The sequence below is a fragment of the Burkholderia puraquae genome (assembly GCF_002099195.1).
Lineage (GTDB): Bacteria > Pseudomonadota > Gammaproteobacteria > Burkholderiales > Burkholderiaceae > Burkholderia > Burkholderia puraquae.
On record NZ_NBYX01000011.1, the window covers coordinates 187,298 to 214,138 of the forward strand.

Genomic DNA, 26,841 nt, shown 5'->3' on the forward strand with positions numbered 1-26,841 from the left:
CGACGCGAAGACGACTACCCCTGACGCGTAGGCGGCGGGGCATCGCGGCAACCGCTGGCACCACCGCCTTCGCCGGCCTACCCGCGCGCACCGCGATCCCCGCCATGCGCAACCGTCACCTGCGCATGCGACAGCGGAATCTCCACCTCGACCGTCGTCCCCTCGCCGAGCGTCGTCGCAATCCGCAGCGTGCCGCCGACGAGATACGCGCGCTCGCGTAACCCGACCAGCCCGAACGATCCCGACTTGCGCGGCACGCCGGGATCGAATCCCGCGCCGTCGTCGCGAATCGTCAGCTCGATCGCATTGTTCGCATGCACGAGTTCGACGTTCGCATGCGATGCGGCCGCGTGCCGCGCGACGTTCGCGAGCGCTTCCTGCGCGATGCGGAACACCGCCGTCGCATACGGCTCGTCGAGTTGCAGCTCGGGCGGGTCGACATGCAGCGTGCATTCGATGCCGTGACGGTGCCGGAAATCCTCCACGAGCCATTGCATTGCCGCGGCGAAGCCGAGATCGTCGAGCATCAGCGGGCGCAGGTCCGACGCGATGCGGCGCGTCGCGGCCACCGCGCCGCGCGCCAGCGCGTGCATCGCCGCGATCTTGCGCGCCAGTTGCGCATCGTCCTGCGGCACGCGGTCGATCAGCCATTCGAGGTCGTTCTTCAGCGTCGCGAGCGTCTGCGCGAGTTCGTCGTGCAGCTCGCGTGCGATGCGGCGCTGCTCGGCTTCGCGTGCGCTCGCACTGATCGCGGCGATCTCGCGGAGTTCCTCGCGCGACGACTGCAGCGCCCGCTCCGCGCGCACGCGGTCCTCGACTTCGCGCCGCAGGTCGCGGTTCGACGCGCTCAGTTGCGCGGTGCGCGCGGCGACGCGTTGTTCGAGCCGCTCGTTCGCGTCGTTCAGCTGCGCACTCTTCTGCACGACGAGCAGATGCTGGTAGCGCGCGCCGGCCAGTGCGCGCACCGTCTGCGCATGCAGCCGGCCGTTCTCGAACAGCATCGCGAACAGTACGACGCCGGACGCGACGAGGCCGTACGCGCGCCCCGCGTAGAAGCCGAGATCGTAGCGCCCGTGATTCAGCATCGACGACAGCGCGATGTCGAACAGCCACGCGACGAGCACCGTCATCACCCACAGGTCGAGCACGGAATGGCGCCGCCGCCGCTGCCACATCAGCATCAGCGCCACCAGGTTCAGCCCCCAGACGACCGTGATCGCGTTCGTCATCGTCGCGGCCATCCGGTTGCCGTTCATGATGCGCGGCAGCAGGTCGTGGCCGGCCGTCGCGAGCAGGGCGAGCGCGACCGTCGCGCCGACTGCGGCCGCGATGCACAGCACCACGGGAATCGCTGCACGGCGCCGTGGGGCCGGGATCGGGTCCGTGGCACGCGATGTCGCGCGCAGCAGCGCGTACGCGGCGACCGCCAGCGGAAAGCCGCCGTGCCAGAACAGGTACAGCCAGGCGGTGGTCTGGTCGCCGGCGCCGAGCAGGCCGGTCGGCGCGAACAGCCCGGGAAAGGTCAGCATGTGGGTGCCGGCCATGAAACCCGTGAACAGGTAGCCGCCCGCGAGCACGAGCAGCGGTTTCTCGCGCAGGATCGCGTACTGGCCGAGCAGCAGGCCGGCCGTCACCATGTCGTTGACGACGATCGCCGACTGGTACACGGGGATGAACGCCCAGCCCGGCGCGAGCGGCCTGCCCGCGAACGGCGCAAGCGCGGCGAAGATCACGGCGGACACGAGCACGGTCGCGAGCGCGAGCCGCCGCTCGCGGCGGCCCGGCGGCAGCGACGACATGAACAGGCGCGATGCGTCCGGGTGATCGTCGTCCGGGGGCGACGGCGGGAAGCGGAAGACGGCCGTCATGCGTCACCGCCGAGGTCGAGGTCGTGGCGCACCGCGTAGCGGACCAATGCGGCGTCGTGCGGCAGCGCCATCTTCTCGAGGATCCGTGTCTTGTACGTACTGACCGTCTTCGCGCTCAGCGCGAGTTCGGTCGCGATCTGTGTGACGGTCTGGCCCGCGACGATGCGGCGCATCACGTCGAGCTCGCGCGCGGACAGCCGTTCGTGCGGCAGCGCCGCGGCCGGCGCGCGCAGCGTCAGCGCGAGGCTTTCGGCCGCCGACGGGCTCACGTAGACGCCGCCCGCCGCGACCTTGCCGACCGCTTCCACGAGCTCGGCGGTCGCGCTGTCCTTCGTCAGGTAGCCGGTTGCGCCGGCCTTGAACGCGCGCGCGGCGTACTGCGCCTCCGCATGCATCGTCAGCACGAGCGTGCGCAGCGACGGTGCATGGTGCTTCACCAGCCGGATCAGCTCGATGCCGGTCGGCGCGGGCATCGACAGGTCGAGCAGCAACACGTCGGCGGCGCTGCGCTCGACCAGCGCGAGCGTGCCCGAGCCGTCGCTCGCCTCGCCGACGATTTCGAAACCGCCGGCCGTTTCCAGGATGTAACGCAGTCCGTCCCGCATGACTGCGTGATCGTCAGCCAGAATTACCCTGATCATCTAGCGATCCTCTTCGGGACGACGCCGCGCACGGTTTGTTCGATGGTCGCCGCGACCGTTCTTCTGATCAATATATTCCGCCGAATCGGAAAACGGTACACATCCGGGAAATTTTCGAGATGGCCGATCGCGGAATGTGCACTGAAGCGAAATAATCCCGGGGAAAAAGTATGCGGCGGAGCAGGCGTGAATCAGGGTATTCCCCGATGACGACGACGGCCGGAACAGGGCGGCGGCGCGGGTCGCGAGCTGCGCCGCGAACCGTCCCGATTCGGGGCTAAACTGGTTCCCGATGCCACGACACCACCCGAGGAGCCCCGCGATGATCGATCTTGCCGATATCCTGGCGTCCGCACTGCCCGCCGCCGTCGCATGGGCCGAAGCGGAGGCGGCGCGCGGGATCGCGCAGGGCGAGCCACTGACGCCCGCGCAAGCCGACGACGCGCGCACGGTGGGCGTCGCGCAGCCGGAGCGGATCCGCGTGGTGATCGTCGACCGCATGCCGTTTCCCGAGGTGCCTTCGCTCGCCGCGATCGCCCGCGACACGGGGCTCCTGTCGCCGGGGACGATCGGGCTCACGCTCGGTCATGCGGTGTACGTGCTGCGTGGCCAGGACACGCGCCGCCTGCTGACCCACGAATTCCGCCACGTACATCAGTACGAGGCCGCCGGATCGATCGGCGCTTTTCTCGCGCGCTATCTGCAGGAGATCGCAACGCTCGGCTACCACGACGCGCCGCTCGAGGCCGACGCGCGGCATCACGAGTTCGATTGACCCTTCACGCCGGCGCGACCGCGCGCACCTCCCGATGAACGTTCCCCATGCCATCGCCGGCCCGGTGTTCGCACGCCGGGTCGCCCCGCCGTGGAGCGTGCAATGAGCAACACGATCCACGCGTGGATCGGCGCGATCGGCGCGCATCCGCTGCTCGTGCTCGCGATCGTGTTCATGGCCGCCTGTGCCGAGGCGATCGCGCTGATCGGCACGGTCGTGCCGGCCGGCGCGGTGATGTTCGCGGCCGGTGCGCTGATCGGCGCGGGCGCGCTCGACGGCTGGACGACGATCGGTGTCGCGGCGGTCGGCGCCGTGGTTGGCGACGGGATCAGCTATGAACTCGGGCGGCACTACCGCGGGGTGATCCGCAACGCGTGGGCGCGCTTCGGCTATGCGGCTGCCTACTCGCGCGGCGAGGAGTTCGTGCTGCGTCACGGCATGAAAAGCATCGTGCTCGCGCGCTTTCTTGCGCCGGTGCGCGCGGTCGTACCGGTCGTCGTCGGCTGTGCGACGCTGCCGCGCCGGTCGTTCTATCCGGTCAACGTCATCTCGGCGCTCATCTGGGCGCCCGTGCACGTCGCACCGGGCATCCTGTTCGGGGCATCGGCCGTGCTGGCCGCGGCGATCAGCGTGCGGGTCGCCGTGATCCTGCTGGTCGTCGCGGCGCTGGTCGCGCTCGTGTGGATCGGCGTGCGCGTCGCATTGCGGCGCGGCTGGCCGCTGCTGCGTCGCGCGCTCGTCGAAGGCGTGCACGCATGCGCGCGCCGCTGGCCGCGGGTCGGCGCGCGGCTGCACGACGCGATCGCTTACGTGCGCGGCCTGCCGGGCGCGGTGCCCGTCCTCGCGCTGCTGTTCATCGGCTGCGTGTGGCTGTTCGCGGGCCTCGTGCAGGATGTCGTCGCGAACGATCCGCTGATGCAGGCGGACATCGCGCTGTACGCGTTCCTGCAGAACCTGCGCACGCCGCCGGTGGACGCCGCGATGCGCGCGCTTGCCGTGCTGCACGGGCACGATACGGGGCTGATCGTCGCGGCCGCGTTTCTCGTCTGGCTGCTGATCCATCGCTGCTGGCTGACGGCCGCCTGGTGGCTCGTGACGGTCGGCGCTGCCGTCGTGCTCGTGCCGGTGTTCGGCGCGGGCGTGCCCGGCGCGACGCCCGCGAGCCTGCCGCCCGGCGCGCTGCACGTGGCGCTGCCCGATGCCGAAGCCGCGTTCGCGATTCTCGCAAGCAGCGGCCTCGGCTGGGTGCTGACGCGCGACCGGCCCGTGCGGTGGCGGATTCCGGTCGTGACGGCGGTGGTGCTGTGGATCGTGCTCGGCGGCTTCGCGCGGCTGTATGTCGGCGACACGTGGCTGTCGGGCCTGCTTGGCGGCTGGAGCCTCGGGCTGGCGTGGTTCGCGGTGCTGGCCGGCGCCTATGCATACTGGCGCGTGCGCGAGCATGTGCAGCCACGGGGCGCGCTCATCGCAGTGATCGTGGTGCTCGCAACGGCCGGCGTATGGACGGTTCCCGCGCAATGGCAGCTCGACCGTGCGGCGCACCCGCATGTCGGCGACGTGGTCGCGATGACCGTCGACCAGTGGCTGCGCGGCGGCTGGCAGCGCGTGCCGGTGCGGCGCACCGAGATCGGCGGCGACCGCGAGGAATATCTGCCGCTGCAGTGGAGCGCGACGTCGGATACGCTCGACCGGCATCTCGCGCAGGCCGGCTGGCAGCGTGCGGTGCCATGGTCGCCGGCCACCGCGCTGCGCTGGCTGTTGCCGCAGGCGCCGGCCGATGCGCTGCCGGTGCTGCCGCGCTACACGCACGGCGAAAGCACGCATCGCGTGTTCGTCCGCGTCGATCCGGGCCAGCCGGAAAGCCGCCTCGTGCTGCGGCTGTGGCGTTATCCGTACGTATTGCAGGACGCGCTCGGCATGCGGCCGCTGTGGTACGGCGCGCTGTATCGCGAGACGCTGCACCGGCCCGCGCGGCTGATGACGATCGTGCGCACGACGACGATCGACGATGCGGGGACGATGGCGAAGGCGCTGGCGGTCGAGCCGACGATCGAGCATCCGCCGGCGGGGATGACGGCCGCGCCGGCAGAGGTGCTGCTGGTGTGGATGGTTCGGCCGTGAGGGGGTTGTGAGCCGCTTACGCGTGCGCCGGCTGTGCGGGGACGACGGACAGGCGCAGGCCGATGGTCTTGAGCACCGCGAGCAGGGTTTTCAGCGTCGGGTTGCCGTTGGGGGACAGCGTGCGATACAGCGATTCGCGGCTGATGCCGGCTTCGGCCGCGACGGCGCCGAGCCCGCCGTACGCTTCCGCGACCGTGCGCAGCGCGAGCAGGCCGGCCGCGCGGTTGTCGGGATCGTCGAGCGACTCCATCGCGACGCGCAGGTAGGCCACCGCGAGTTCGCGGTCGGCGCCGAGTTCGGCGACTTCCGCGTCGTGGTGCGATACCGCACCTTTGAGCTTGGTCATGTGTTCCTCCGTTTCCAGTTCGCCCCGTGTTCCTTTGCGCGCCTGATGTCGTCGGGTTGACTGCGCTTGTCGCCGCCTGACAGCAGCAGCACCAGTGCGCTGCCGTACCGCCCGAAATACACGCGATAGCCGGCGCCGATGTGGACGCGCAGTTCGATCACGCCTTCGCCGACAGGCTCGCAATCGCCGAAATTGCCTGTCTGCACGCGGCGCAGGCGTTCACGAATCCGAGCCTGTGCAAGCTTGGCGCGCACGGCGTTCAACCATTCGGTGAAGGGTTCGCGACCGTCGTCGCGCTATTACGGCTTCGCCGGCGCAGCGGTCGCGACCTTGTCGAGCGCGGCCGGGATGTACGTATCGAGCTGCGCGGTCACCGATTCGTAGAAGGCGATCGGCTTGCCCCACGCGTCGGGCACATCGACGTGCTTCCCGGACGCATACTCGGCGAGCGTGAACACCTTGCCGGCGGCCGACGGATAGAGCGCGAGCACCTTCTCCTTGTGTTTGTCAGTCATCGTCAGGATCACGTCGGAATGCTTGACGTCGTTTGCGTTCAACTGCACCGAACGGTGCGCGGACGTGTCGATGCCGCGGCGCTTCATCAGGATCACGCCGTTTTCTTCGGGCTTTTCGTCGTACGGATCTTCGTCGACCGCGCGCGAAATCACCGCGACGTGCGCGTGGCGCTGCGCGATCCACTGGCCGGCGATCGCCTCGGCCATCACGCTGCGCCCGGTGTTGCCGGTGTCGACGAACGCCACCTTCTTCGGCTCGTCGGCGAACGCCGAAGTTGCGCACTGGATGCCGACGCAACAGAGCAGTGCAAGCGTGTTGAGGGTGTGCCTTCTTTTCATGATGTCTCCGCGATGGTGGGGGAGCCCCGGCGGTGCGCCAGGGCTTGCGGGAGATCATGACGGCCGCATGCGACGGAAAAAAATAATCGGCTGGTTTTCGCAAGACGGCGTCGCTTCGCGGCAAGCGGGCCCGGTGGCCACGCATGCGCCGTGCGCCCGATCGGGGAAGCGGCGAGCCACGCCCCCGGTCGCGGCGCGTTACTGCTTCATCGTCATGCCGTCACCGCCACCCTCTCCGCCGCAAACCCCGCCAGCGTCCGCAACGCATCCCGCGCCGACCGCAGGTAAAACGCCTGCAGATGAAACACATGCCAGCGCGCCGCGTGAATCTCCAGCCGGCACGGCACGCCGCAAGCTTGCGCATGACGGGCCAGCCGCTGCGCATCCGACAGCAGCACCTCCTGGTCGCCGGCCTGGACGAGCATCGGCGGCAGGCCGCGCAGGTCGGTATCGAGCGGGCCGCGGGCGGCAACCGAACCCGCGCCGTGATACCAGCGCAGCCCCTGTTCGAGCCAGCCGCGACGGATCATCGGATCGTCGTGGCGGCGCGAAGCCAGCGTCGCGCCCCCCAGCGCGGGATCGGTCACGGGCGAGATCAGCAGCAGCGCGGCGGCGGCTGGCTCGCCGCGCTCGCGCAGCGCGATGGCCAGCGCGAGCGCCAGCGCACCGCCGGCCGAATCGCCGGCGATCACGATCCGGTGCGGCGCATGGCCCTGCGCGCGCATCGCGCCATAGACGGCCAGCGCATCGTCGAGTGCGGCCGGGCTCGGATGCTCGGGGGCCAGCCGGTAATCGGGCACCCACACCGGCAGGCCGGCGTCGTTCGCGAGCCGCGTCGTCACGCCGCGATGCGTATGCGGCCCGCCGAGACAGAATGCGCCGCCGTGCAGATAGAGGATCGCGCCGCCCGTGTCGCCGCGTTTCGGCGCGACCACTTCGACCGGCACGCGGTGCGCGGACGTACGGTAGCGCAGCGTGCCGCCCGTGCCCGGCATCAGCGGCGACAGCAGCGCGACGACGCGCCGCTGCATGCGCGCGCCGAACGGCGGCCCGATCAGCGGCCGGAACGCGACGCGCAGGAAACCGCGCAGCGAGGCGGCCGTGAGTGCCTCCAGCCGGCCGGCGGGCGGCGCGACCACCACGTCGCGCGCCGGTGCGGCCGACTCGGGCACCGGATGCGTGAAGCGGTAAGCGGACATCCCGGTGAAGCGCGTGCTCCACCGGTAGGTCAGCGTGAAGCCCGGCCAGTTCGTGCTGTTGTGTCCCGCCGCATCGACGTACCAGCTCTTGCAGTTGTTCCACACCGATCCTTCGAGCCGCTGCTGCACATGCGTGTTGAAGCGCCGGTAGCGGCCTGCGTCGACGTCGATCTCGCGCGCGCCGTGGCGCCGCATCGTGCGCAGGCAGCGCATCACGTGCGCGATCTGGCTTTCGAGCATGTAGACGATCGAGTTGTGGCCGAGGTTGGTGTTCGGGCCGTACAGCATGAAGAAGTTCGGAAAGCCGGGCACGGTGAGCCCGAGATACGCCTGCGCGCCACGTCGCCATGCGTCGTTCAGGTCGAGCCCGTCGCGGCCCGTGATGCGCATCGGCGACAGGAACTCGGTCGCCGCGAACCCCGTGCCGTAGACGATTGCATCGACCGGATGGTGCACGCCGTCGACGGTCTCGATGCCGTCCTCCGTCACGCGCCGGATCCGCTGCGTGACGAGCTCGACGTTGTCGCGGCTCATCGCGGCAAGGTAGTCGCTCGACAGCAGGATGCGCTTGCAGCCGATCGGGTAATCGGGCGTGAGCCGCGCACGCAACGCGGCGTCCGGCACGTCGCGTGCGAGCAGCCTGCGGAACGGCCGGCCGACTGCGACCTTCATCAACTTGTGCAGGCGCGTGAACGCGATCGCGCGTGATTCGTAGCGCAGGTAGATCGATGCGCGATGCAGCTTCATCGCCCACGGCAACCGGCGGAACAGCGCCTTCTCCCACGGGCGGTACGCGCGATCGGGGCGCGGCATCACGTAGGCCGGCGAACGCTGGAACACGACCAGGCGCTGCACGTCGCCGGCGATCGCCGGGACGAACTGGATCGCCGACGCGCCGGTGCCGACCACGGCCACGCGCTTGCCGGCGAGCGAATAATCGTGATCCCAGTGCGCGGAGTGGAATGCGCGGCCGCGAAACGTGCCGATGCCGGGCAGGTCGGGCATCGCAGGGCGGCTCAACTGGCCGGTGCCGCTGACGAGCAGCGCGGCGCTCAGCGTCGTGCCGTCGGCGAGCATGACGTGCCACAGCGCGGCGGCTTCGTCGTAGCGCGCGTGCACGACTTCGGCGCCGAAGCGCAGGTAGCGCGCGAGGCCGTACTTGCGCGCGCAATGCTGCAGGTACGCATGGATTTCGGGCTGCGGCGCGAACACGCGCGACCAGGCCGGGTTGGGCTCGAACGAGAACGAGTACAGGTGCGAGGGCACGTCGCAGGCGGCGCCCGGGTAGCTGTTGTCGCGCCACACGCCGCCGACGTCGTGCGAGCGTTCGACGATCGCGAAATCGTGGATGCCGGCGCGTTGCAGCGCGATCGCCATGCCGAGGCCGGCGAAGCCGGCGCCGATGATGATCGCCGCAAGCGGGGCGGCGGAATCGGTCAGATGGGTTGCGTCACGCGACGACATGGCGGGTCTCCTCCGGCTGGGCGGCATCGTGCGCGGCGCACGTGGCAGGAACGGTGTCGCGATCCGTCGCTGTCCTGACGGTTTCGCGCTGCGGCTGCGCGGGCGTGCGGCATACGCCGCGGATCAGGTCGACGGCCTTCTCGGCGATCATGATCGTCGGTGCGTTGGTGTTGCCGCCGATGAGCGTCGGCATGACCGATGCATCGACGATGCGCAGCCCCTGCAGGCCGCGCACGCGCAATTGCGGATCGACGACGGCGAGTGCGTCGTGCCCCATCCGGCACGTGCCGACCGGGTGATACACGGTGTCGGTGCGCCGCCGCAGCACGTCGCGGATTTCATCGTCGGTGTTGACGTTCGCGGTGAACAGGTCGCGCGTGGTCCAGCCGGCAAGCGCCGGCGCTTCCATCAGCCGTCGTGTGAGGCGGAAGCCCGCGACCATGTCGTCGAGGTCGCGCGGATCGTCGAAGAACGCGGGATCGATGCGCGGCGCCGCGAGCGGATCGGCGCTGTCGAGCGTGACCGAGCCGCGGCTGCGCGGCCGCAGCAGGCACACATGGCACGACAGCCCGTGGCCGGCGTGCAGCTTGCGCGCGTGATCGTCGACGAGCGCGACGACGAAGTGCAGCTGGATGTCCGGTGCGTCGAGCTCGGCGCGGGTCTTCAGGAAGCCGCCGCCTTCCGCGAAATTCGATGTCAGCATCCCGCGCCGCTCGCGGCGAAAGCGCGCGAGCTCGCGCAGCATCCGCAGGCCGCCGCGCGCGGACACGCCCATCGTGTCGACGCTGCGCGTGCGGTAGCCGAAGATGAAATCCGGATGATCCTGCAGGTTGCGGCCGACGCCGGGCAGGTCGGCGTGCACGGCGATACCGAGCTGCTGGAGCGCGCGGCCCGGGCCGACGCCCGACAGCATCAGCAGTTGCGGCGTCTGCAGCGCACCGGCTGCGAGCACGACTTCACGCCGCGCGCGCAGCGTGCGGATTTCGCCGTGCTGCCGCACTTCGACGCCGATCGCGCGCGTGCCGTCGAACAGGATGCGCAGCACCTGCGCGTGCGTCTCGACCGTCAGGTTGTCGCGGCGGCCGACGTGCGGCAGCAGGTACGCGCGCGCCGCGCTCCACCGTTCGCCGTGCTTCTGCGTGACCTGGTAGATGCCGATGCCTTCCTGCTGCGCGCCGTTGAAATCGTCGGTGAGCGGCAGGCCGGCCTGTTGCGCGGCTTCGAGGTAGCGTGCATGGAACGGGTTGCCGGTGCGCAGGTCGCTCACCCACAGCGGGCCGTCGCGGCCATGCCACGCATCGTCGAAGCGCTCGTTGTGCTCGCTCAGGCGGAAGTACGGCAGCACGTCGTCGTAGGCCCAGCCTTCGTTGCCGAGCGCGGCCCAGCCGTCGTAGTCGACGCGATGGCCGCGGATGTAGACCATCGCGTTGATCGCCGACGAACCGCCCAGCACCTTGCCGCGCGGCTGGTAGCCGATGCGCCCGCCGAGGCCCGGCTGCGGCACCGTGTCGAAGGCCCAGTTGTTCACGCGGGTCGGCATCATCGCGACCGCGCCGGTCGGCACGTTGACGAGCGTGCCGTCGCCGCGGCCGCCGGCCTCGAGCACGCAGACGGTCACGGCCGGGTCCTCGGTCAGCCGCCCGGCGACGACGCAGCCGCCCGAACCGCCGCCAACGACGATGTAGTCGAAAGTCTTGCTCATGGAGCGTCTCCTGGTTCTTTAGTCGATGGATCAGGCGGGGCGCGGCAGCGCGCACAGGCGGCCGGCGCGTGGCAGGCGGAGCGCGCGCGGCGGGGCCGGGGCGCGGGCGAACGCGGCGCGATGGCGTGCGAAGCGGGCTGCGGGATCGGTCGGGCGACTCGGTCGCATGGTGTCTCCTCCGGAGGGCGGTGGCGTCGTTCGGACGACGACTGGATGACGCCGATGGTGCTGGCCGCATGGGAAAACACCAATGCTGCTTCGGGACAATTGTTTTAGTATTTGGGCCAAATCGGCGCTTCGAGGGTTTCTCCGCATGAGCTTCTGGGATTTCACCCGGAGTCCGGCCAGCGCCCGGCTGCTGGTCGATTTCGGCGACGAACGCGGCGTGCCGCACGCGACGCTGCTGGCCGGCACGGGGCTCGCGGACGCGCAGCTCGACGATCCGAAGGTCGAGGTGACGGCCGCGCAGGAACTGCGGCTGACCGGCAACCTGCTGCGCGCGCTCGGGCGCGCGCCGGGCCTCGGGTTCGAGGTCGGCCGGCGCTACCACTTCTCCGCGTACGGCGTGTGGGGTTACGGGCTGATCGCGAGCGCGACCGCGCGCGACGCGCTCGCGCTGGCGCTGCGCTTCCTGCCGCTCACCTACGCGTTCACCGTGATCACGTACCGCGAGGAAGACGGAACGTGCGTGCTCGGTTTCGGCGCGCCGGAGCTCGATGGCGCGCTGAGCCGGTTCCTCGTCGAGCGCGACATGACCGCCGCGGCCGTGCTGCTGCAGGAAATCGGCGGCGACGCATTCGCGTTGTCGCGCTTCACGGTGCAGGCGACACGCGCGCCGTCCGTGCCGGTGCCGCGCATCGCCGGCGTCGAACCCGTTTTCTCGGCGCGCGCGAACAGCCTCGTATTCGACCGCGTGCTTCTCGACCGGCTGCTGCCGCACGCGAATCCGCTCACGGTGTCGATGTGCGAGCAGATGTGCGGCCAGCTGCTCGAAGCGCGGCGTGCGCGCGTGGGCACGTCGGAGATGGTGCGCCAGTACCTGAGCGCGACACCGGGCTCCGCACCGTTCTCGCTCGAGGACATGGCGCGGCTGATGAACACGAGCCCGCGCACGCTCAAGCGCCGGCTGCAGGAAGAGGGCACGACGTTCCGGGCGCTGCTCGCGCAGGCGCGCGGCGCGCTGGCCGAGACGCTGCTCGGCGACGCGCGCCTGTCGCTCGCGGAAGTGGCCGAGCGGCTCGGCTTCAGCGACCTGTCGAGTTTCTCGCAGGCGTTCAAGCGCTGGTACGGCGTGCCGCCGGGCGCGTATCGCAGCGCGGCGCAACGGGACGGCGGCCGTTCCTGAATCACGGTACGATCGCTGGCTGTCCTGCCGACCTTCCAATCACGAGAGAACCCGCATGATCACGATTCGCCCGATGACCGACGACGATTTCCCGCGCTTCTGGCCGACCTACCGCGCCATCGTCGCTGCTCAGGAAACCTATGCATTCGATCCGGCGCCGACACAGGAAGCGGCGCGCGCGCTGTGGCTCGATGCGCCGCTGTGCACGTGGATCGCCGAAGAGGACGGCGTGGTGCTGGGTTCGTACTATCTGAAGGCGAATGCGGCCGGCCCCGGCAATCACGTGTGCAATTGCGGCTACATGGTGAGCGAGGCCGCGCGCGGCCGCGGCGTCGCGCGCCTGATGTGCGAGCACTCGCAGCAGGTCGCGCGCGAGCGCGGCTTCCTCGCGATGCAGTTCAACTCGGTCGTCTCGACGAACGAGGTGGCGGTCGCACTGTGGCAGAAGCTGGGGTTTGAAATCGTCGGCCGCCTGCCGCGTGCGTATCGTCACGCGCGGCTCGGCTTCGTCGACAGCCTCGTGATGTTCAAGTGGCTCGGCGACACGGGGGCCGCCGAAGCCTGAGCGCGCAGCCGCTTCGTCAGACGGCGAACGCGCCGTCGAACACGATCCGGTCGTCGAGCGCGAGCGTGCCGCGCGCGAAGATCAGGTCGAGATGGTGGCTGCCGTTTTCGCCGCCGCCGAGCCCGAGGTGCAGGCCCGGATGACGTTCCTCGAACCCGGCGTTGCGGCCGTACAGCCCGCGAATCCCGAGGTTCGTGCCGATGCCGAATTCCTCGATCCGACGGTGATTCTCATGCCGGTCGAGATAGGTCGCGAAATCGCGCCGGAAGCCTTCGTTGTCGGTGTCGAACCCGACGATCATGCTGTTCTCGACATGCAGTGTTGCCAGTCGTTCGGCCACCTTGTACTTGATCGCGAACGGCACGGTGCCGAGAAACGTGCCGCTGAAGACGACCGAGCCGTTGAGATCGGTGACGTGCGTCGCGATCTCGCCGGGCACGACATCGAGGTTTCCCATGCCATCCACGCTCGTCCATTTCTGGTCCGGCGCGAGCGAGCCTGTCAGTGTGTTGCCGGCTTCGTCGGTGAAGCGGATCTGCGATGCGTGCGCGGCCGCGTCGATCAGCCGGCCGTTGCGTGCCGCGATGTCGTCGAGCGATTCGGCGAACGCCTCGTCGAGATGCGGGCCGTAATCCTTGAACAGTACCGACTTGCTCCAGTGCTCGACGATCGCGGGGCGGATCGCGGCGAGGAACGGCGGCCCGCTGGGCGACGGCGTCGGCAGGCACGACGAGTCGTACAGCAGCACGAACAGATCGGCGCGATCGAGCGCGGCGGCAATGTCGGCTGGCGGGGTGCTTTCGAGGCAGAGGGTGGTCGCGTCGAGCGAATCGGGCAGGGCGGAAAACGCGCGCAACGCGATGTCGCGATTGCGGGTGTCATGGCCGACCAGCAGTTTTCCCGACTCGCCGCGCGCAAGTTTCTCGCGCAGCGCGGGATGGAAGCCCAGCGCGCGGTGCAGGTTCAGCATGCGTGTCTCCGGAAGCGGCGGAAGGGCCGCGGCCCTTCCGCGAGAACGGGTGGCCCGCTCAGACCGGCCAGAGCGCGGTGCCGAACGGCACCACGGCGTCCTCGACCATCATGTCGACGGCCTCGGGGTGCGTGTCTTCCTGCATCCAGTCAAGCAATTCGATCTGCTGGGTGTCCTGCATGTCAATTCTCCTGTGGTGAACATGAGTGATTCAACATGAAAGCGCGGCTAAAAAGTTGCCACTCCTCATCAGGCATTTCGTGAATATCCGATGAGTGGCGTTGATATTAGTCTGAGGAATTTACGAATGCAATGCGTTGCAAGGTTTTTAGCCAAGGCGTGCTAAACACGGGGGATTCTTGAGTCGCGCGCCGTAAAACACGGATAAAGAGAAAGACGGATTCGATGTCATTTTTTCAATGACCGGAATCGGGATCGATGCATGGCTTTCGGCGATTTTTCATCGGAAATTAATTCGCCGCGATCGACGCGATCGACGCGATCGACGCGATCGACATCGTTCGCGGCGGCCGTGCGTGCGAACGTGTCGTCGGTCGGCGGCGCATCGGCGGGTCGATGCCCGTGTCAACCGAGCAGCGCCTTGCCGAGCGGTTTGGCCGGCTCGGACCGGAGCACCAGTGACGTCGTGACCGCGCCGAAGCGGGCGATCGCGTCGATGATGGTTTCGAGTTGGCCCGGTGTCGGCACCAGAACCTTCAGCAGGAAACAATCCTCGCCGGTCATGCGGTGGACCTCGATGACGTGCGGCATCTCGGCGAACGCGCGCAGCGCAGGCTTGATGTGTTCGTGCGTCGTCTTCAACCGGATGATGGCCATCATGCCCAACCCCAGCGCGGCCGGGTCGATCCGTGCGCCGTAGCCCGCGATGATGCCGCGCTCTTCCAGCCGCTTGACGCGCTCCGACGTGGCGGGCTGCGACAGCCCGATGCGCCGGCCCACTTCGGACAGCGGCATCCGCGCATTTTCCTGTAGCGCCTCGAGGATCGAAAGATCCAGGCGATCGAGCTCTTCGTTCGGCATGTCCGCTTTCCCGCTCCGTTAATTCATCGGCATATTGTCTCAATAACCGATGATTTGCCATTCCCGGCCGTTTTCCGGCAGGCCAGACTGCGAGCTTGCCTTTTCATGGAGAGGGAGACGGAGATGGACCAAACGATCGTGATCGTGCCGGGGATCGGCAACTCGGGACCGGATCATTGGCAGAGCTACTGGGAGGCCGCGCTGCCGGGCGCCGTGCGCATGGCGCCTGCGTCATGGGATGCGCCCGACCTGCGTGACTGGATGGCGGCGCTCGATGAAGCCGTTGCGCAAGCCGCGACACCGCCGGTGTTGATCTGTCATTCACTGGGTTGCCTGTTGTTCGCGCACTGGCATGCGGCGTCGACGCGCGTCGTGCGCGGCGTGTTGCTCGTTGCGGTGCCCGATCCGGGCGGCCCGCGTTTCCCGGCCGTGGCCCGTGCGTTCGCGAATGTGCCGGATGGCGATTTCGGTGGCTTGCCGGTGCTGGCAATCGCCAGTTCGGATGACGGGTACGACCCGTCCGGGCACGGCGTAGCGTGGGCGAGCGAGCGTGGTGCGACGCCGCTGCTGCTCGGCCCGCGGGGCCATCTGAATGCGGAAGCGGGATTGGCGCAGTGGCCCGAGGGACGTGCATTGTTCACGGCCTTCGCGGCTGGATTGCGGGGGTAGGGCAGGCCAGCGGCTGCCCTTCGTCCGCGCTTGCCCTCTGTCGGCGAGGCAGGGGCAAGCTGACCGATGCGGCCGGTTTCCTGTTGCCGGCGCATCCCGGCCCGGGGCGGCTCAAGTATGATCGCTCGACAGTCGCGGAAGCCGCGACGGCCGGGAATGACGCAGGCGGGCATCCGGTTCCGTCGCGACGACATGTCCCGAATTCGAACGACCAAGGAGACACTCGATGCGCACAGCGCCGCAACCGGAGCGTGCCGGCCCGTCGCGGCCGGACACCGGCGCCATCCGCCCCTACCGCGATCGTGATCCCGACCGCATGGCCGCGTGGCGGCTCGCGATCGGCCTGTCGCTCGGCAGTGCGATCGCGCTCGGCCTCGCGCGCTTTTCGTATGCGCTGCTGCTGCCGCCGATGAAGGCCGATCTCGGCTGGACCTTCGCGCAGGCCGGCGCGCTGAATACGGCGAACGCGGCCGGCTACCTGATCGGCGCGCTCGCGTTTCCGCTGCTGTCGCGCCGCTGGCGCGTGGGCACGCTGCTGGCGGCCGGCTGCGCGTTGACCGCATTGCTGATGGCCGCGTGCGGGCTCACGTCCGGCATGCACGCGCTGCTCGTGCAGCGGCTCGCGACCGGCGTCGGCAGCGCGCTGATCTTCATCAGCGGCGGCGTGCTGGCCGCGCGGCTCGCGTCGGCGTCGCCGCGCGATGCGGGGTTGCTGCTCGGCCTCTACTACGGCGGCACGGGGTGGGGCATCGTCGCATCGTCGCTGCTCGTGCCGGCGACGCTCGTGCAGGGGGACCATGGCTGGCAGCCCGCGTGGTTCGCGCTCGCGTTCGCCTGCGTGCTGTTCTCGGCGGTGGCCGTATCGGCCGCCCGCCGCATCGAGCGCGTGCACGCGGCACCGAGCGCGCCGCGCGACGGCGCGGTGCCGGCCGCGACCGCGAGCCCCGCGCGTTTCGCACTCGCGCTGGCCGGCTACGGCCTGTTCGGCGTCGGCTACATCGGCTACATGACGTTCATCGTTGCGCTGCTGCGCGGCGCGGGGATGAGCGGCACGGTGGTCGCCGCGTTCTACGTGATGCTCGGCGTCGCGACCGTCGTGTCGGCGCGGCTGTGGTCGGGGCTGCTCGACCGGATGCGCGGTGGCCAGGCGCTCGCCGTGCTCAACGCGCTGCTCGGCATCGCGACGCTGATGCCGGCGATGTTCGTGCATCCGGTGGCCGCGTTCACGTCGGGCGTGCTGTTCGGCGCGACGTTCCTGTCGGCCGTCGCGTCGACGACGGCTTTCGTGCGCCACAACCTGCCGCCCGACGGCTGGGCGAAAGGGATCAGCGCGTTCACGACGGTCTTTGCCTTCGGGCAGATCGCCGGGCCGGTCGCGATCGGCTGGGTGTCGGACAGTGCGGGGCTCGCGCGCGGGCTCGTGTATTCGGCGCTGACGCTGTTCGCGGGTGCCGCGCTCGCGGCGGGGCAGCGCGCGTTGCGGGCCGCCGCGTAGTCACGCGCCATTCACCGGACGCACGCTGCGCGCGACACGCGATGAAACGCACGGCTGAAGTAGATCAGGCTGTCGCCGTCGTCGCGCACGCGGATCGACGTCGCCTCGATGAACATCACCGAATGCGAGCCGACTTCCTTCATGTCGGCGATCGTGCCCTGCAGGCTCGCGAGCGCGTCGCGCAGCACGGGCACGTCCTGCTCGCCGCGATCCCACACGGGCAGTTCGAAGCGTCGCTCCATCGGCAGGTCGGTGAGCCCCGCGAAATGCCGCGCGAGCAGTTCGTGTTCGGCCGGCAACACGTTGATGCAGACGTGGCGATTGCGTTCGAACGTCGCACGCATCGCGCTCGACCGGTTGAGGCACACGAGCAGCGTCGGCGGCGTGTCGGTGACGGAGCACACGGCGCTTGCGGTAATCCCGCAGCGGCCGTGCGGCCCGGCGGTGGTGATCACGTTGACTGCTGCACCGAGGTGGGCCATCGCTTGCCGGAAGGCCTTCTGCGCGTCGGTCGGCTCGACGCGTGCCGGTCGCTGGATATCGGTCGTGGAAGACATGGGCGCTCCTGAGTGGACGAAAGCGGCGAACCGCGCAGCGCCGCCGGTGCAGCGCCGGATCGCCGACGACGACCCAAGCGTACGTCGCGAAAATGCGGACGACCATTCGCACGATTGACGATGAAGATGGCGTTCTCGCCAACGCATCTAAAGGTTCTACCTAGATGCGCGGCGCACCGCGTGAAAAAAAGCGTGATTGCGCGTTCGTGCGGCCCGTGAAGGGGTTCTCAGCGGGTTTTCGGCTCGTTATGATGTGCCGCACACCCCCAGCGAACGACGTGCGCGACGTGCCGGCAACCGGCCCCGTATGCGGCGCGTGCGATACCGATACCGATATTCAGTGAGACACCCGCGATGACGTCACCCGCACCGATCGTATACATCGTCGACGACGACAGCGGCATGCGGACGTCGCTCGCATGGTTGCTCGAATCGGTCGGCATCGCGTCCGAAGGGTTCGCGAACGCCGCCGATTTTCTCGCGCGCTTCGACGTGAACCTGCCTGCGTGCCTGGTGCTCGACGTGCGGATGCCGGAGAAGAGCGGCTTCGACGTGCAGGCGGAACTGAATGCGCGTGGCGCGACGCTGCCGGTGATCTTCGTCAGCGGGCACGGCGATATCCCGATGTCCGTGCGCGCGCTGCAGAACGGTGCGATCGATTTCGTCGAGAAGCCGTACAACTCGCAGCAGATGCTCGAGCGCGTGCAACGCGCGTTGCGGCTCGCGCAGCAGCGGCATGCGGTGAGCCAGCGTCATCGCGAGCTGCGCCAGCGGCTCGATGCGCTGACCGCGCGCGAGAAGGAAGTGCTGCGCGGCGTGGTGGACGGCAAGGGCAGCAAGCAGATCGCGTCGGATCTGTCGATCAGCGTGAAGACCGTCGACGTGCATCGCGCGAGCATCAAGGAGAAGCTCGGCGCGACGTCGATCGCCGCGCTCGTGCGCGACGTGATGGTCGTGTGGGGCGACGACGGGGAGTCGTCGCGATAGGGCCTCGCCGGGGCTTCGGCGAGGTGCCGCACGCAGTGCTCAGCGCATGTACAACCCGCCGTTGATGTCCCAGCACGCGCCGTTCGCGAAATGCGCGTCGCCCGACGCGAGCAGCACGGCGGCATCCGCCACGAAGCCGGCCGAGCCGAGCTTGCCGCCCGGCAGGCTCGCGAGCACCTGGCGCAGCTTTTCCGGCGCGACGCTTTCATACACGATCGGCAGATCGAGCGGGCCCGGCGAGATCGCGTTGACGGTCACGCCTTGTGCCGCGAGATCGCGCGCGAACACCTTGGTCAGGGTCAGCGTGCCGCCCTTCGCGGCCGCGTAGTGCGCGCCCGTCGCCGAGCCGCCGTTCTGCCCGGCAAGCGACGCGATGTTGACGATACGGCCGGCGCCGCGCGTCGCGAAGTACTGGCCGAACACCTGGCAGCCGAACAGCACGCTGCGCAGGTTTACGTCGATCACGTGGTCGAACTGCTCGGCCGTGATCTCCATCGCGGGCACGACCTTCGATGCGCCCGCATTGTTGACGAGCACGTCGATCGTGCCCCAGCGTGCGACAAGCGCCTCGCGGGCGGCTTCGAAATCGCGTTTCGACGTGACGTCGAGCGGCAGCGCGATCGCGCGTTCGCCGCTCGGGTCGAGTTCGCGCGCATGCGCTTGAATGGCGTCGGCGGCGATATCGGCCAGCGCGACGCGGTAGCCGGCCGCATGAAAACGTTCGGCGATGACGGCGCCGAGCCCGCGCGCGGCGCCGGTGACGAGGACGACTCGGTCTGACATGGTGCGTGTTTCCCTGGTTCGCGAGCGCGTGCGTGGTGCAGCTGCGCCCGCATCGTGGTTCATGCGGCGAGCGCCGCTTCGAAGTGTGCCGCGATCGCGCAGACCTGCTCGTCCGCGCCCTTGCGCCCGACGATCTGCAGGCCCGCCTTCAGCGGCGAACCGGCCAGCGGCAGCGGCAGGCTGAGTGCCGGATGGCCGCTCAGGTTGAACGGCCGGATCAGCGACGACATTGCGATCACCGATACACCGTCGCGCGCTTGCTGCAGCGTGATCGGCAGCGCGGGCAGCGTCGGCAGCACGAGCACGTCCGCGTGTTCGAGCGCGGCGTCGACCTGCGCGGTGAAGCGTGCGCGTACGGCTTCGGCTTCCGCGAGGGCGGCGGGTGTCGTCGTGGCGGCCGTGCGCAGTCGCGCATCGAGGTCGGCACCGAGCTTGCCGGTCGCGACCAGATGGCCGAACGCGCGCGACGTTTCTGCGTTGATCACCGTGAGTCCGGCGGCGAACGAGGCCGGCATTTCGTCGAGCACGACTGCGTGCGAACGCAGGCCCGACGCGCGCACGGCCGCGTCGAGCGCGGCGGCGATTGCCGGATCGGCGTCGACCGTGATGTGCGCGACCGCGCAGCCTGCCGCGGAGGCTGCCGCTTGCGCATGATCGAAGCCCGGTGCGATCGCAGCCATCACCGCAACCAGCGTGCGGATATCGCGTGCGAACGGCCCGACGCAATCGAGCGTGGTATCGGCCGGCGCGACGCCGCGCCGCGACACGCGGCCGAATGTCGGCTTCAGCCCGGCCACGCCGCAGCAGGCGGCCGGCCCGCGGATCGAGCCGCCTGTATCGGTGCCGAGTGCCGCATCGACCGTGCCGAGCCCGACGAGCGACGCGGAGCCGCTCGACGAGCCGCCCGGAATGCGCGTCGCGTCCTGCGGATTGACGGGCGTGCCCGTGTGGTCGTTGATGCCGGTCATGCCGAACGCGAGCTCGTGCATGTTCGCCTTGCCGGCAATCTGCCAGCCCGCGTCGAGCAGCAGGCGGACCACGTCCGCGTGCCGAGCGGCCGGCGGGGCATCGGCGAGCGCACGGCTCGCCGCGCGGGTCGGATGGCCCGCGATGTCGATCGTGTCCTTGATCGCGATCGTGGGGCCGGGGCCGCCGAGCGTGAAGGTGCTGATGAAGCCTGTCATGGTCGGTATCGTGCGGAAGCAGTGGAAAGCAGCGGGAATCAGGACCGTGGCGCGGCAGCGAGCGGCCACGGGCCGTCGAGCACGCGTTCGGTGCGGAAATGGCGGATCAGCCACGCGGCGCCGTGAGCGGCCGGCGCGAAATCGACGGTCAGCCGCGCGGCGATCAGCTCGGCCGTGCCGTCCGCGTAGCGCGATGCCTGCAGCATGATCCAGCGGCCGCACGCGCTCGCGTGGCCGGTGCCGAACTCGATCGACTCCGACGTCAGGAAGTGCAGGTTGGCCGAGAAATGCGGATCGGGCGGCAGGTAGCGGCCCAGCATCGCGACGATCGCAGCCGTGCCTTCGAGTCGGCCGAACTTGCGCGCGTACTGCGGGCCGATGCCTTCCCACACGGCATCGGCCGTGAACAGCTCGGCGAGCGACGGGCCGTCGCCGGCATCCTCGGGCACGTCGCACAGCGCCATGTAGCGCGTGATCGTCGCGCGCACCGCGCGCTCGGCATCGAGCGCCGCCACGCGCTGCACGAGCGCGTCGATCAGGCCGGGAGACAGGTCGGTCATCGCGCGCCTCACGCCGCGGGCTTCGCGGCCGGCGGCACGGTCAGCGCACGGCCGACCCGCGCTTCGATCTTGCCGTAGCGCCACAGGTTGTATTCGCCGACGGGCGTCGTGCGATACAGGTTGCACACGGCGACCGTCGTGTCGAAGTCGGCGACGTCGGCCATGATGTAGAAGGTCCACGGCGCGCCATCGGCCTGGCCGACCACGAGGCGGTCGTCGTCCATCACGCCGAGCACGCGCACGCCGGGCATCGCTTCGACGGCGGCGAGCATCGCGCCGTATGCCTGCCACACTTCGCCGATCTTCTCGCGCGGCAGGTCGAAGAAGTTTTGCGACACGCCGCAGCAGAACAGGACGCGCAGCGGCAGCGGATTCGAATCGGACATGTGAGGTTCTCCAGAGGAATCGGTTGGGCGCATGAACCGGCCGGCGAGGGCGCTTCGGCATCGGCTTCGTGCGCGTTCAGGAAAGCTTCGGTTGGCGCAGGTTACAGATAGCCGGGAAACGGCGTGACGCCGGTGAACACCGCGCCGGCGCCGTCGAAGTTGCCTTCGGCAAGGAATGCGTGCTGCGTGACGACCATCGCGTCGCGCAGCAGCCGCTGCAGCGGATGCGACCGGTAGATCGCTGCCGTGCCGCCGAGGCGGTAGGCGCGTTCGACGACGCTCGCGCCTTCGCGTGCGATCTGCGTGGCCGCGAGCCGCAGCAGGCTGACCTGGTCGGGCGTCACGGGGTTGCCCGCGAGAATCGATTGCCACACCGTGTCGGTCGCGTCGTAGAAGAACGCGCGCGCCGAGCGCAGTTGCGCCTCGGCCTTCGCGAGCTCGATGCGGAAATACGCGCGATCGGCGAGGCGCGGCGCGCCGGTCGTCGTCTGGCGGCCGCCCGACATGCGGTTCGCGACGTCGAGCGCCGCCCGTGCGAGGCCGAGATTCACGACGGCCAGCACCTGCGCCGCATACGCGACGGTCGGATAGCGGTACAGCGGCTCGTCGACGGTCGGCTCGCCGCCGCGCACGAAGGTCCACGCTTCGGGCACGAAGCGGTCGTCGACGCGCAGGTCGTGGCTGCCGGTGCCCTGCATGCCGACCACGCTCCAGTTCTCGACGATCTCGACGTCGGCTGCGCGGAACACGGCCGTGCGCGGCTTGTTCGGCGCGGCGTCCTGCGCGCCCGGCACGGCGATGCCGACGCCGAGCCAGTCGGCGCCCTTGCAGCCGCTCGCGAATTTCCACGTGCCGTTCACGCGCCAGCCGCCCGGCGCGGGCTGGGCCGGCTGCACCGGGAACAGGCCGCCCGCGAACACCTGGTCGGGGCCGCTCGCATACAGCTCGGCCTGGGTCTCGAGCGGCAGCGCGGCGAGATACACGTTCGCGGAGCCGAAGCTCGCGACCCACGCGGCCGAGCCGTCGGCGGTCGCGATCCGTTCGATCATGTCGAGGAACGCGGTCGGTGCGAGCGCATCGCCGCCGAAACGGCGCGGCGTGCCCGCGCGATAGATGCCGGCCTGCTTGAACAGCGCGATCACGTCGCGCGGCACGTGCGACAGGCGGTCGAATTCTTCGCGGCGCGCGGCGACGGTCTCGATCACCGCGTCGAGCGGCGACAGCCGGGCGGCCGGTTCGCTGGCCGCATGGGGGGCGCTCGGTGCGGTGTCGAGGGCGAGGGCGGCGTGGGGCATGGCTGTCTCCTGGGGCGGATTGGGGTTCGAATGCGGGGTGGCATGCGTGCCGGGCGGAAAGCGGCACGACGATGCAACCAGTCTAGAAACGCCGAAAACGCGCAGCAATTGGTGCGTTGGGCCGTGCGACTGGTGACGTTCCGTGCCGCACTAAAGAAATCTTCAGATGCGGGCGGCGCGTGCCGGTGCTATGTTGGGTTTCCGGCCGCGCGATGCCGCGCGGCTTCATCCGAAGCCGATCATGAGTTTCCCCGACGAAGACGATTTCCACCGGCTGCTCGACGCGCTGACGACCTGCGTGCTGCTGCACGACGCGCATACCAAGGCGATCGTGTGGGCGAACCGCGCCGCGTGCATCGCGCTCGGTTTTTCCGTCGAGGAACTCCTGCCGCTGAAGGCGCCGGACATGACGCGCCCCGAACCGAAATACCAGCGCGAGATCGCCGTGAGTGCATGGGATCGCGCGCTCGTCGACGGGCCGCAGGTGTACGAGTGGTGCTACCGGTCGCGCACGGGTGTCGACATGCTGTCCGAGGCGACCGCCACCTACGTGCCGCTGCGCGGGCGCGACGTCGTGATGGTGCAGTTCCGCGACATCAGCGCGGAAGAGGCGGTGCGCCAGCAGTTGCGCCGCTACGAGGCGCGGCTGCGCGAGTTCATGCAGGATCTCGACGAAGGCATCGCGGTCGTCACGCCGCACGGCGGCGTGCAGTTCATCAGCGAGTCGGGCCGCCGCGTGCTCGGGCTCGCGCCCGGCGAAGCGCTCGGCGAGGTGCTCGACTACTGCTCCGAGGCCGACCGCGACCGGCTCGTCGCGCAACTGCGCGATGCGCCGTCCGCGTATCCGTCCGCGCCGCAGCGCTACCGGATCGTGCGGCGCGACGGCTCGCCGTGCTGGCTGCGCATCCTGTGCCGGCAGGTCGAGATCGAAGGCGATCTCGACGGGCTGCTCGTGCAGTTCCGCGACGTGAGCGACGAAGTCGCGATCGAGGATGCCCGCCGCGCGGAAGCGCGCATGCTCGAACACGCGGGCCGCTACAACGCGATGGGCGAGATGGCGAGCGTGATCGCGCACGAGCTGAGCCAGCCGCTCGCGGCCGTGCGCAACTTCATCGAAGGCGCGGTGCGGCGGCTGAACGCGCGCGGCGCCATCGACGACGCGATCTGGGGGCTGCGCAGCGCGGACCGGCAGGCCGAGCATGCGGCGCTGATCATCAAGAGCGTGCGCGAATTCATCGTGAAGCGCGAGCCGGTCGTCGCGCTCGCCGACCTGCGCGACATCCTCGCGGACGTCGCGTACTTCATCGAGCTGCGTGCGAAGGAGGCCGGCGTGACGGTCACGATCGTGCAGGCCGATACGCCGCTGCCGATCCGCTGCGAGCGCGTGCTGATCGGGCAGGTGATCCTGAATCTCGCGTTCAATGCGATCGAGGCGTTCGCCGGTTGCGAACGCGTGCCGCGCACGCTGATGCTCGGCACCGCGAACGTGGCCGGGCATGCTGAGCTGCGCGCGATCGACAACGGCCCGGGCATTGCAGACGATGCGCACGACCGGCTGTTCGACGGCTTCTCGTCGTCGAAGGCCGGCGGCAACGGGATCGGGTTGTCGCTGTGCAAGAGCATCGTCACGCGCCACGGCGGGCGGATCGCCGCGAGCCCGGCCGACGGCGGCGGGCTCGACTGCCGCGTGACGCTGCCGCTCGCCGGTTCGCACGCGTAGCCGCTGCGTCGCGTCACGGCGGGGCGACGCGCGTTGCACGATCAGCGCCCCAGCGCCCGCGCGGTCTGGCCGCCGATGCCGAAGTCGGTATTCGGAATGTCCTTGATGATCACGCGCGTGGCCTGCAGCGGCGCATCGAGCACGTTCGCGCCGGCATCGGACAGCGCGGCGATCAGCGCGCGCTTCTGTTCATCGGTGCGGCCGGCGATCAGGATCGCGACGATCACGGGCAGCGACGGCGGCGCGCCGTCCGCGGCGCTGCGGCCGCCGAGGCCGATGTGCGTCGCGGGCAATTCGGTGAGCAGCACGCGCACCGATTCGACCGGTGCGCCGATCGAGTCGACGGTCGCACCGGTCAGCCGTGCGATCAGTTCGGCCTTGCGGGCGTCGTCATGGCCGGCCGGCAGGAAAACTTCGAGTGTGGGCATGGTCGTCCGGAAAGGTGAAGGTGACCGGTTCACCGTTGCACTTGCAGCGGCGAACCGGCCACGGCTTACAGCAGGAAGCCGATCGCGCTGAGCGCTTCGGTCGAATCGATCAGGCGCACGACCTTTTCGGCGATCCGCATCTCGCCTTCGGCATCGACGTGCAGCTTGTGCGTGACGTCGGCCGCGAACAGCGTCGCGGCCCCGCGCTTGTACGCGACGACGACCTGCGCCGACTTCAGCTCGACGGTATCGGCGCTGCCGCTTTCCAGCGTGAAGCGCGACACGGTGCGCACCGTGCGTGCCGCGTCGGCGGCCGACGCCGAGTAGCCGGACACCATCCGCTGCACGCGCTTCTCGCGCATGTCCTGGTCGTCGAACACGTAGTTCAGCGTCGCGGCGAAGTCGGTCGAATCGGGATCGATCGGCACCACGTAATGGCCGGCCGGTTCCCACAGGTCGAGCCACGCGCGATAGTCGCGGCGGTCGAGCATCTCGGCTTCGCGCCACACGAATTCGACCGCGCGGGCGAAGGTCTGCTCGGAAAAGAGGGCGTTGCGGTCGTCCATCATTGCTGCTCCATCATCGTGCGCCATTGCTGGTAGGCCTCGCGCATGCCGGTCTCGTCGGTCGCATGCGCGGTCTTTTCGCCGTTCGCGGCGGTCGTCTCGCGGTTCAGCCCGCGATTCACGAGGATCGGCACGTCGGGGCCCGCGTGCGCGCCGCGCTGCACGCGCTCCCATGCTTCGGCGTCGTCGGGGCTGCCGAAGCCGAACGGGCCCTGGAAGTGCTCGTGGATGCGCAGCCGCTCGCGGTTCGCTTCGTCGGGGCCGCCGTCCATCGCGAGCGCGACGTGGCGGATCTCGGTTTCGTTCGCCGAGATCGGCCGCAGCACGCGGAAGAACGCCATCGACAGCGCGAGGTTCGGGAACAGGTTCAGGTTGAAGCCGACGCCCATCAGCGAGCGCACGATGCGGCGCACTTCGTCCGGCGTGTGGCGCTCGGCGAGCTTGGCCGCGAGCGGCGCGAAGCGCTCGGGCAGCGGCGCGCCGTCGTCTTCGTCGAGATCGATCAGCTCGGGCATCAGCACCGCGAGGCTGTGGCCGTTGCCGAGCCCGCGGCAGAACGCGTCCTCGCTCGTCATGAAGCTCGTGATCGCGGCGGCCGTCTCGTCGTCGATCGACTTCATCCACGACTTGTGCACGACCGGGAAGTGATAGAGGTCGGTCGTGTTCTCGAGCTGGATCTTCCAGTTGCCCTTGAACTTGAACTTGTGCTCGCCGTTCGCCTTGATCGGGTAGCCGGCGCCCTGTTTCATGAACAGGTCGATCCACGGCTTTGCACCGCCGAGGAACTCCTCGAGCGGTTCGATTGCATCGTTGAAGCTCGCGAAGATCAGCCCCTGGTACACGCCGACGCGCAGCTTCACGAGCGGCAGGTCGCCTTTCTCGCACACGCCTTCGTAGCCGTCGCCGTACGGCAGCGCGCGCAGCGTGCCGTCGAGCGCATACGACCAGCTGTGATACGGGCACGTGAAACCCTTCGCGTTGCCCTTGTGCGATTCGCACACGGTTGCGCCGCGATGGCGGCAGCGGTTCTGCAGCACGTTGATTTCGCCGGTCTTGTCGCGCACGACGATCACCGGCTGGCGGCCGATCGTCGTCGTGATGAAGTCGCCCGGGTTCGGCAGCTCGCTCTCGTGCGCGACCCAGATCCAGGTGCGGTAGAAGATGCGGTCGAGCTCGGCTTCGAACAGCGCGGGATCGTGATACATCGCGGGCGCGATGCGGTCGGGTTGCGCGAGGCCGTGCAACGCACGGGTGTCGATCGTCTGGTAGGGAATGTCGCTCATCGTTGTCGTGGGGAAAGAGTCGCGAAATCGGGGCCGC

The 26,841-nt window shown here is 69.3% G+C and carries 26 protein-coding genes and 1 pseudogene; 8 read left to right on the forward strand and 19 right to left on the reverse strand.

The features are described from left to right. Positions 1-77: 77 nt before the first annotated feature. Entirely contained in the window at positions 78-1,868 is a 1,791-nt protein-coding gene (locus B7G54_RS21735; RefSeq protein WP_085040951.1) for a sensor histidine kinase, read from the reverse strand. Further along, positions 1,865-2,509: a response regulator gene (locus B7G54_RS21740; RefSeq protein ID WP_085040952.1), complete on the reverse strand. Its 645-nt coding sequence runs from the start codon at positions 2,507-2,509 to the stop codon at positions 1,865-1,867. Before B7G54_RS21740 ends, B7G54_RS21735 begins: the two co-directional genes overlap by 4 nt. Before the next feature lie 322 nt (positions 2,510-2,831). On the opposite strand from B7G54_RS21740, the gene B7G54_RS21750 reads away from it, so the two are divergent. After that, a complete protein-coding gene (locus B7G54_RS21750) occupies positions 2,832-3,284 on the forward strand; it encodes a hypothetical protein (RefSeq protein WP_085040953.1) in 453 nt (150 codons plus the stop codon). Positions 3,285-3,386: 102 nt separating this feature from the next. Continuing rightward, entirely contained in the window at positions 3,387-5,405 is a 2,019-nt protein-coding gene (locus B7G54_RS21755) for an LssY C-terminal domain-containing protein (protein WP_085040954.1), read from the forward strand. Positions 5,406-5,421: 16 nt separating this feature from the next. Here B7G54_RS21755 and B7G54_RS21760 read toward each other — a convergent pair whose 3' ends face one another. The 5 genes and pseudogenes from B7G54_RS21760 to B7G54_RS21780 form a co-directional block, all read right to left on the reverse strand. Further along, positions 5,422-5,751, reverse strand: coding sequence for a helix-turn-helix domain-containing transcriptional regulator (locus B7G54_RS21760; RefSeq protein WP_085040955.1), 330 nt, complete (start codon positions 5,749-5,751; stop codon positions 5,422-5,424). Continuing rightward, positions 5,748-6,047, reverse strand: a pseudogene (locus tag B7G54_RS21765) (type II toxin-antitoxin system RelE/ParE family toxin); the annotation flags it as partial. The gene B7G54_RS21760 and the pseudogene B7G54_RS21765, both read right to left, overlap by 4 nt. Positions 6,048-6,050: 3 nt before the next feature. Beyond that, positions 6,051-6,605, reverse strand: a complete 555-nt coding sequence (locus tag B7G54_RS21770) for an arsenate reductase/protein-tyrosine-phosphatase family protein (RefSeq protein ID WP_085040957.1) — start codon at positions 6,603-6,605, stop codon at positions 6,051-6,053. Positions 6,606-6,817: 212 nt separating this feature from the next. Continuing rightward, entirely contained in the window at positions 6,818-9,268 is a 2,451-nt protein-coding gene (locus tag B7G54_RS21775) for a flavin-containing monooxygenase (protein ID WP_085040958.1), read from the reverse strand. After that, positions 9,255-10,970, reverse strand: a complete 1,716-nt coding sequence (locus tag B7G54_RS21780) for a GMC family oxidoreductase (RefSeq protein ID WP_085040959.1) — start codon at positions 10,968-10,970, stop codon at positions 9,255-9,257. The genes B7G54_RS21775 and B7G54_RS21780 overlap by 14 nt, the downstream gene beginning before the upstream one ends. 313 nt (positions 10,971-11,283) lie before the next feature. Here B7G54_RS21780 and B7G54_RS21785 point away from each other — a divergent pair, with 313 nt between their 5' ends. Both B7G54_RS21785 and B7G54_RS21790 read left to right on the forward strand, forming a co-directional pair. Next, entirely contained in the window at positions 11,284-12,315 is a 1,032-nt protein-coding gene (locus tag B7G54_RS21785) for an AraC family transcriptional regulator (protein WP_085040960.1), read from the forward strand. Positions 12,316-12,370: 55 nt separating this feature from the next. Beyond that, positions 12,371-12,880, forward strand: a complete 510-nt coding sequence (locus tag B7G54_RS21790; protein WP_085040961.1) for a GNAT family N-acetyltransferase — start codon at positions 12,371-12,373, stop codon at positions 12,878-12,880. Positions 12,881-12,896: 16 nt separating this feature from the next. On the opposite strand, the gene B7G54_RS21795 is transcribed toward B7G54_RS21790, so the two are convergent. From B7G54_RS21795 to B7G54_RS21800, 3 genes are all read right to left on the reverse strand, one after another. Then, entirely contained in the window at positions 12,897-13,850 is a 954-nt protein-coding gene (locus B7G54_RS21795; protein ID WP_085040962.1) for a CgnE/CgnB domain-containing protein, read from the reverse strand. A 58-nt stretch (positions 13,851-13,908) separates the two neighbouring features. Next, the gene (locus B7G54_RS40015; RefSeq protein ID WP_006766865.1) at positions 13,909-14,031 is read right to left on the reverse strand and encodes a hypothetical protein; all 123 of its coding nucleotides are present in this window, start codon (positions 14,029-14,031) and stop codon (positions 13,909-13,911) included. 404 nt (positions 14,032-14,435) lie between these two features. Continuing rightward, entirely contained in the window at positions 14,436-14,891 is a 456-nt protein-coding gene (locus B7G54_RS21800; protein WP_085040963.1) for an Lrp/AsnC family transcriptional regulator, read from the reverse strand. A 123-nt stretch (positions 14,892-15,014) separates the two neighbouring features. Here B7G54_RS21800 and B7G54_RS21805 point away from each other — a divergent pair, with 123 nt between their 5' ends. Then, on the forward strand, positions 15,015-15,560 hold the full coding sequence (locus B7G54_RS21805; RefSeq protein WP_085040964.1) for an RBBP9/YdeN family alpha/beta hydrolase: 546 nt from the start codon (positions 15,015-15,017) through the stop codon (positions 15,558-15,560). A 226-nt stretch (positions 15,561-15,786) separates the two neighbouring features. Next, positions 15,787-17,055 carry a YbfB/YjiJ family MFS transporter gene (locus tag B7G54_RS21810; RefSeq protein WP_085040965.1) on the forward strand — a complete coding sequence of 423 codons (1,269 nt, stop codon included), beginning with the start codon at positions 15,787-15,789 and terminating at the stop codon, positions 17,053-17,055. Positions 17,056-17,066: 11 nt separating this feature from the next. On the opposite strand, the gene hpaC is transcribed toward B7G54_RS21810, so the two are convergent. Continuing rightward, on the reverse strand, positions 17,067-17,612 hold the full coding sequence (hpaC, locus tag B7G54_RS21815) for a 4-hydroxyphenylacetate 3-monooxygenase, reductase component (RefSeq protein ID WP_085040966.1): 546 nt from the start codon (positions 17,610-17,612) through the stop codon (positions 17,067-17,069). Between the two features lie 354 nt (positions 17,613-17,966). On the opposite strand from hpaC, the gene B7G54_RS21820 reads away from it, so the two are divergent. Continuing rightward, complete coding sequence (locus B7G54_RS21820; RefSeq protein WP_006479687.1) at positions 17,967-18,599, forward strand: response regulator transcription factor; 633 nt, start codon at positions 17,967-17,969, stop codon at positions 18,597-18,599. Between the two features lie 39 nt (positions 18,600-18,638). Here B7G54_RS21820 and B7G54_RS21825 read toward each other — a convergent pair whose 3' ends face one another. The 5 genes from B7G54_RS21825 to B7G54_RS21845 form a co-directional block, all read right to left on the reverse strand. After that, positions 18,639-19,382 (reverse strand): SDR family NAD(P)-dependent oxidoreductase, encoded by a 744-nt coding sequence (locus B7G54_RS21825; RefSeq protein ID WP_085040967.1) that lies wholly within the window; start codon positions 19,380-19,382, stop codon positions 18,639-18,641. 59 nt (positions 19,383-19,441) lie between these two features. Then, positions 19,442-20,566 carry an amidase gene (locus B7G54_RS21830; protein ID WP_085040968.1) on the reverse strand — a complete coding sequence of 375 codons (1,125 nt, stop codon included), beginning with the start codon at positions 20,564-20,566 and terminating at the stop codon, positions 19,442-19,444. A 38-nt stretch (positions 20,567-20,604) separates the two neighbouring features. Further along, complete coding sequence (locus B7G54_RS21835) at positions 20,605-21,126, reverse strand: nuclear transport factor 2 family protein (protein WP_085040969.1); 522 nt, start codon at positions 21,124-21,126, stop codon at positions 20,605-20,607. Positions 21,127-21,134: 8 nt separating this feature from the next. After that, positions 21,135-21,512 (reverse strand): hypothetical protein, encoded by a 378-nt coding sequence (locus B7G54_RS21840; RefSeq protein ID WP_011356094.1) that lies wholly within the window; start codon positions 21,510-21,512, stop codon positions 21,135-21,137. Between the two features lie 101 nt (positions 21,513-21,613). Then, entirely contained in the window at positions 21,614-22,807 is a 1,194-nt protein-coding gene (locus tag B7G54_RS21845; RefSeq protein ID WP_085040970.1) for an acyl-CoA dehydrogenase family protein, read from the reverse strand. A 166-nt stretch (positions 22,808-22,973) separates the two neighbouring features. Here B7G54_RS21845 and B7G54_RS21850 point away from each other — a divergent pair, with 166 nt between their 5' ends. After that, positions 22,974-24,527: an ATP-binding protein gene (locus tag B7G54_RS21850; RefSeq protein WP_085040971.1), complete on the forward strand. Its 1,554-nt coding sequence runs from the start codon at positions 22,974-22,976 to the stop codon at positions 24,525-24,527. Positions 24,528-24,568: 41 nt separating this feature from the next. On the opposite strand, the gene B7G54_RS21855 is transcribed toward B7G54_RS21850, so the two are convergent. From B7G54_RS21855 to B7G54_RS21865, 3 genes are all read right to left on the reverse strand, one after another. Next, a complete protein-coding gene (locus B7G54_RS21855; RefSeq protein ID WP_085040972.1) occupies positions 24,569-24,955 on the reverse strand; it encodes a 2-hydroxymuconate tautomerase family protein in 387 nt (128 codons plus the stop codon). A 65-nt stretch (positions 24,956-25,020) separates the two neighbouring features. Then, positions 25,021-25,524, reverse strand: a complete 504-nt coding sequence (locus B7G54_RS21860) for an aromatic-ring-hydroxylating dioxygenase subunit beta (protein WP_085040973.1) — start codon at positions 25,522-25,524, stop codon at positions 25,021-25,023. Beyond that, entirely contained in the window at positions 25,521-26,804 is a 1,284-nt protein-coding gene (locus B7G54_RS21865) for an aromatic ring-hydroxylating oxygenase subunit alpha (protein ID WP_085040974.1), read from the reverse strand. The genes B7G54_RS21860 and B7G54_RS21865 overlap by 4 nt, the downstream gene beginning before the upstream one ends. Between the last annotated feature and the right edge of the window lie 37 nt (positions 26,805-26,841).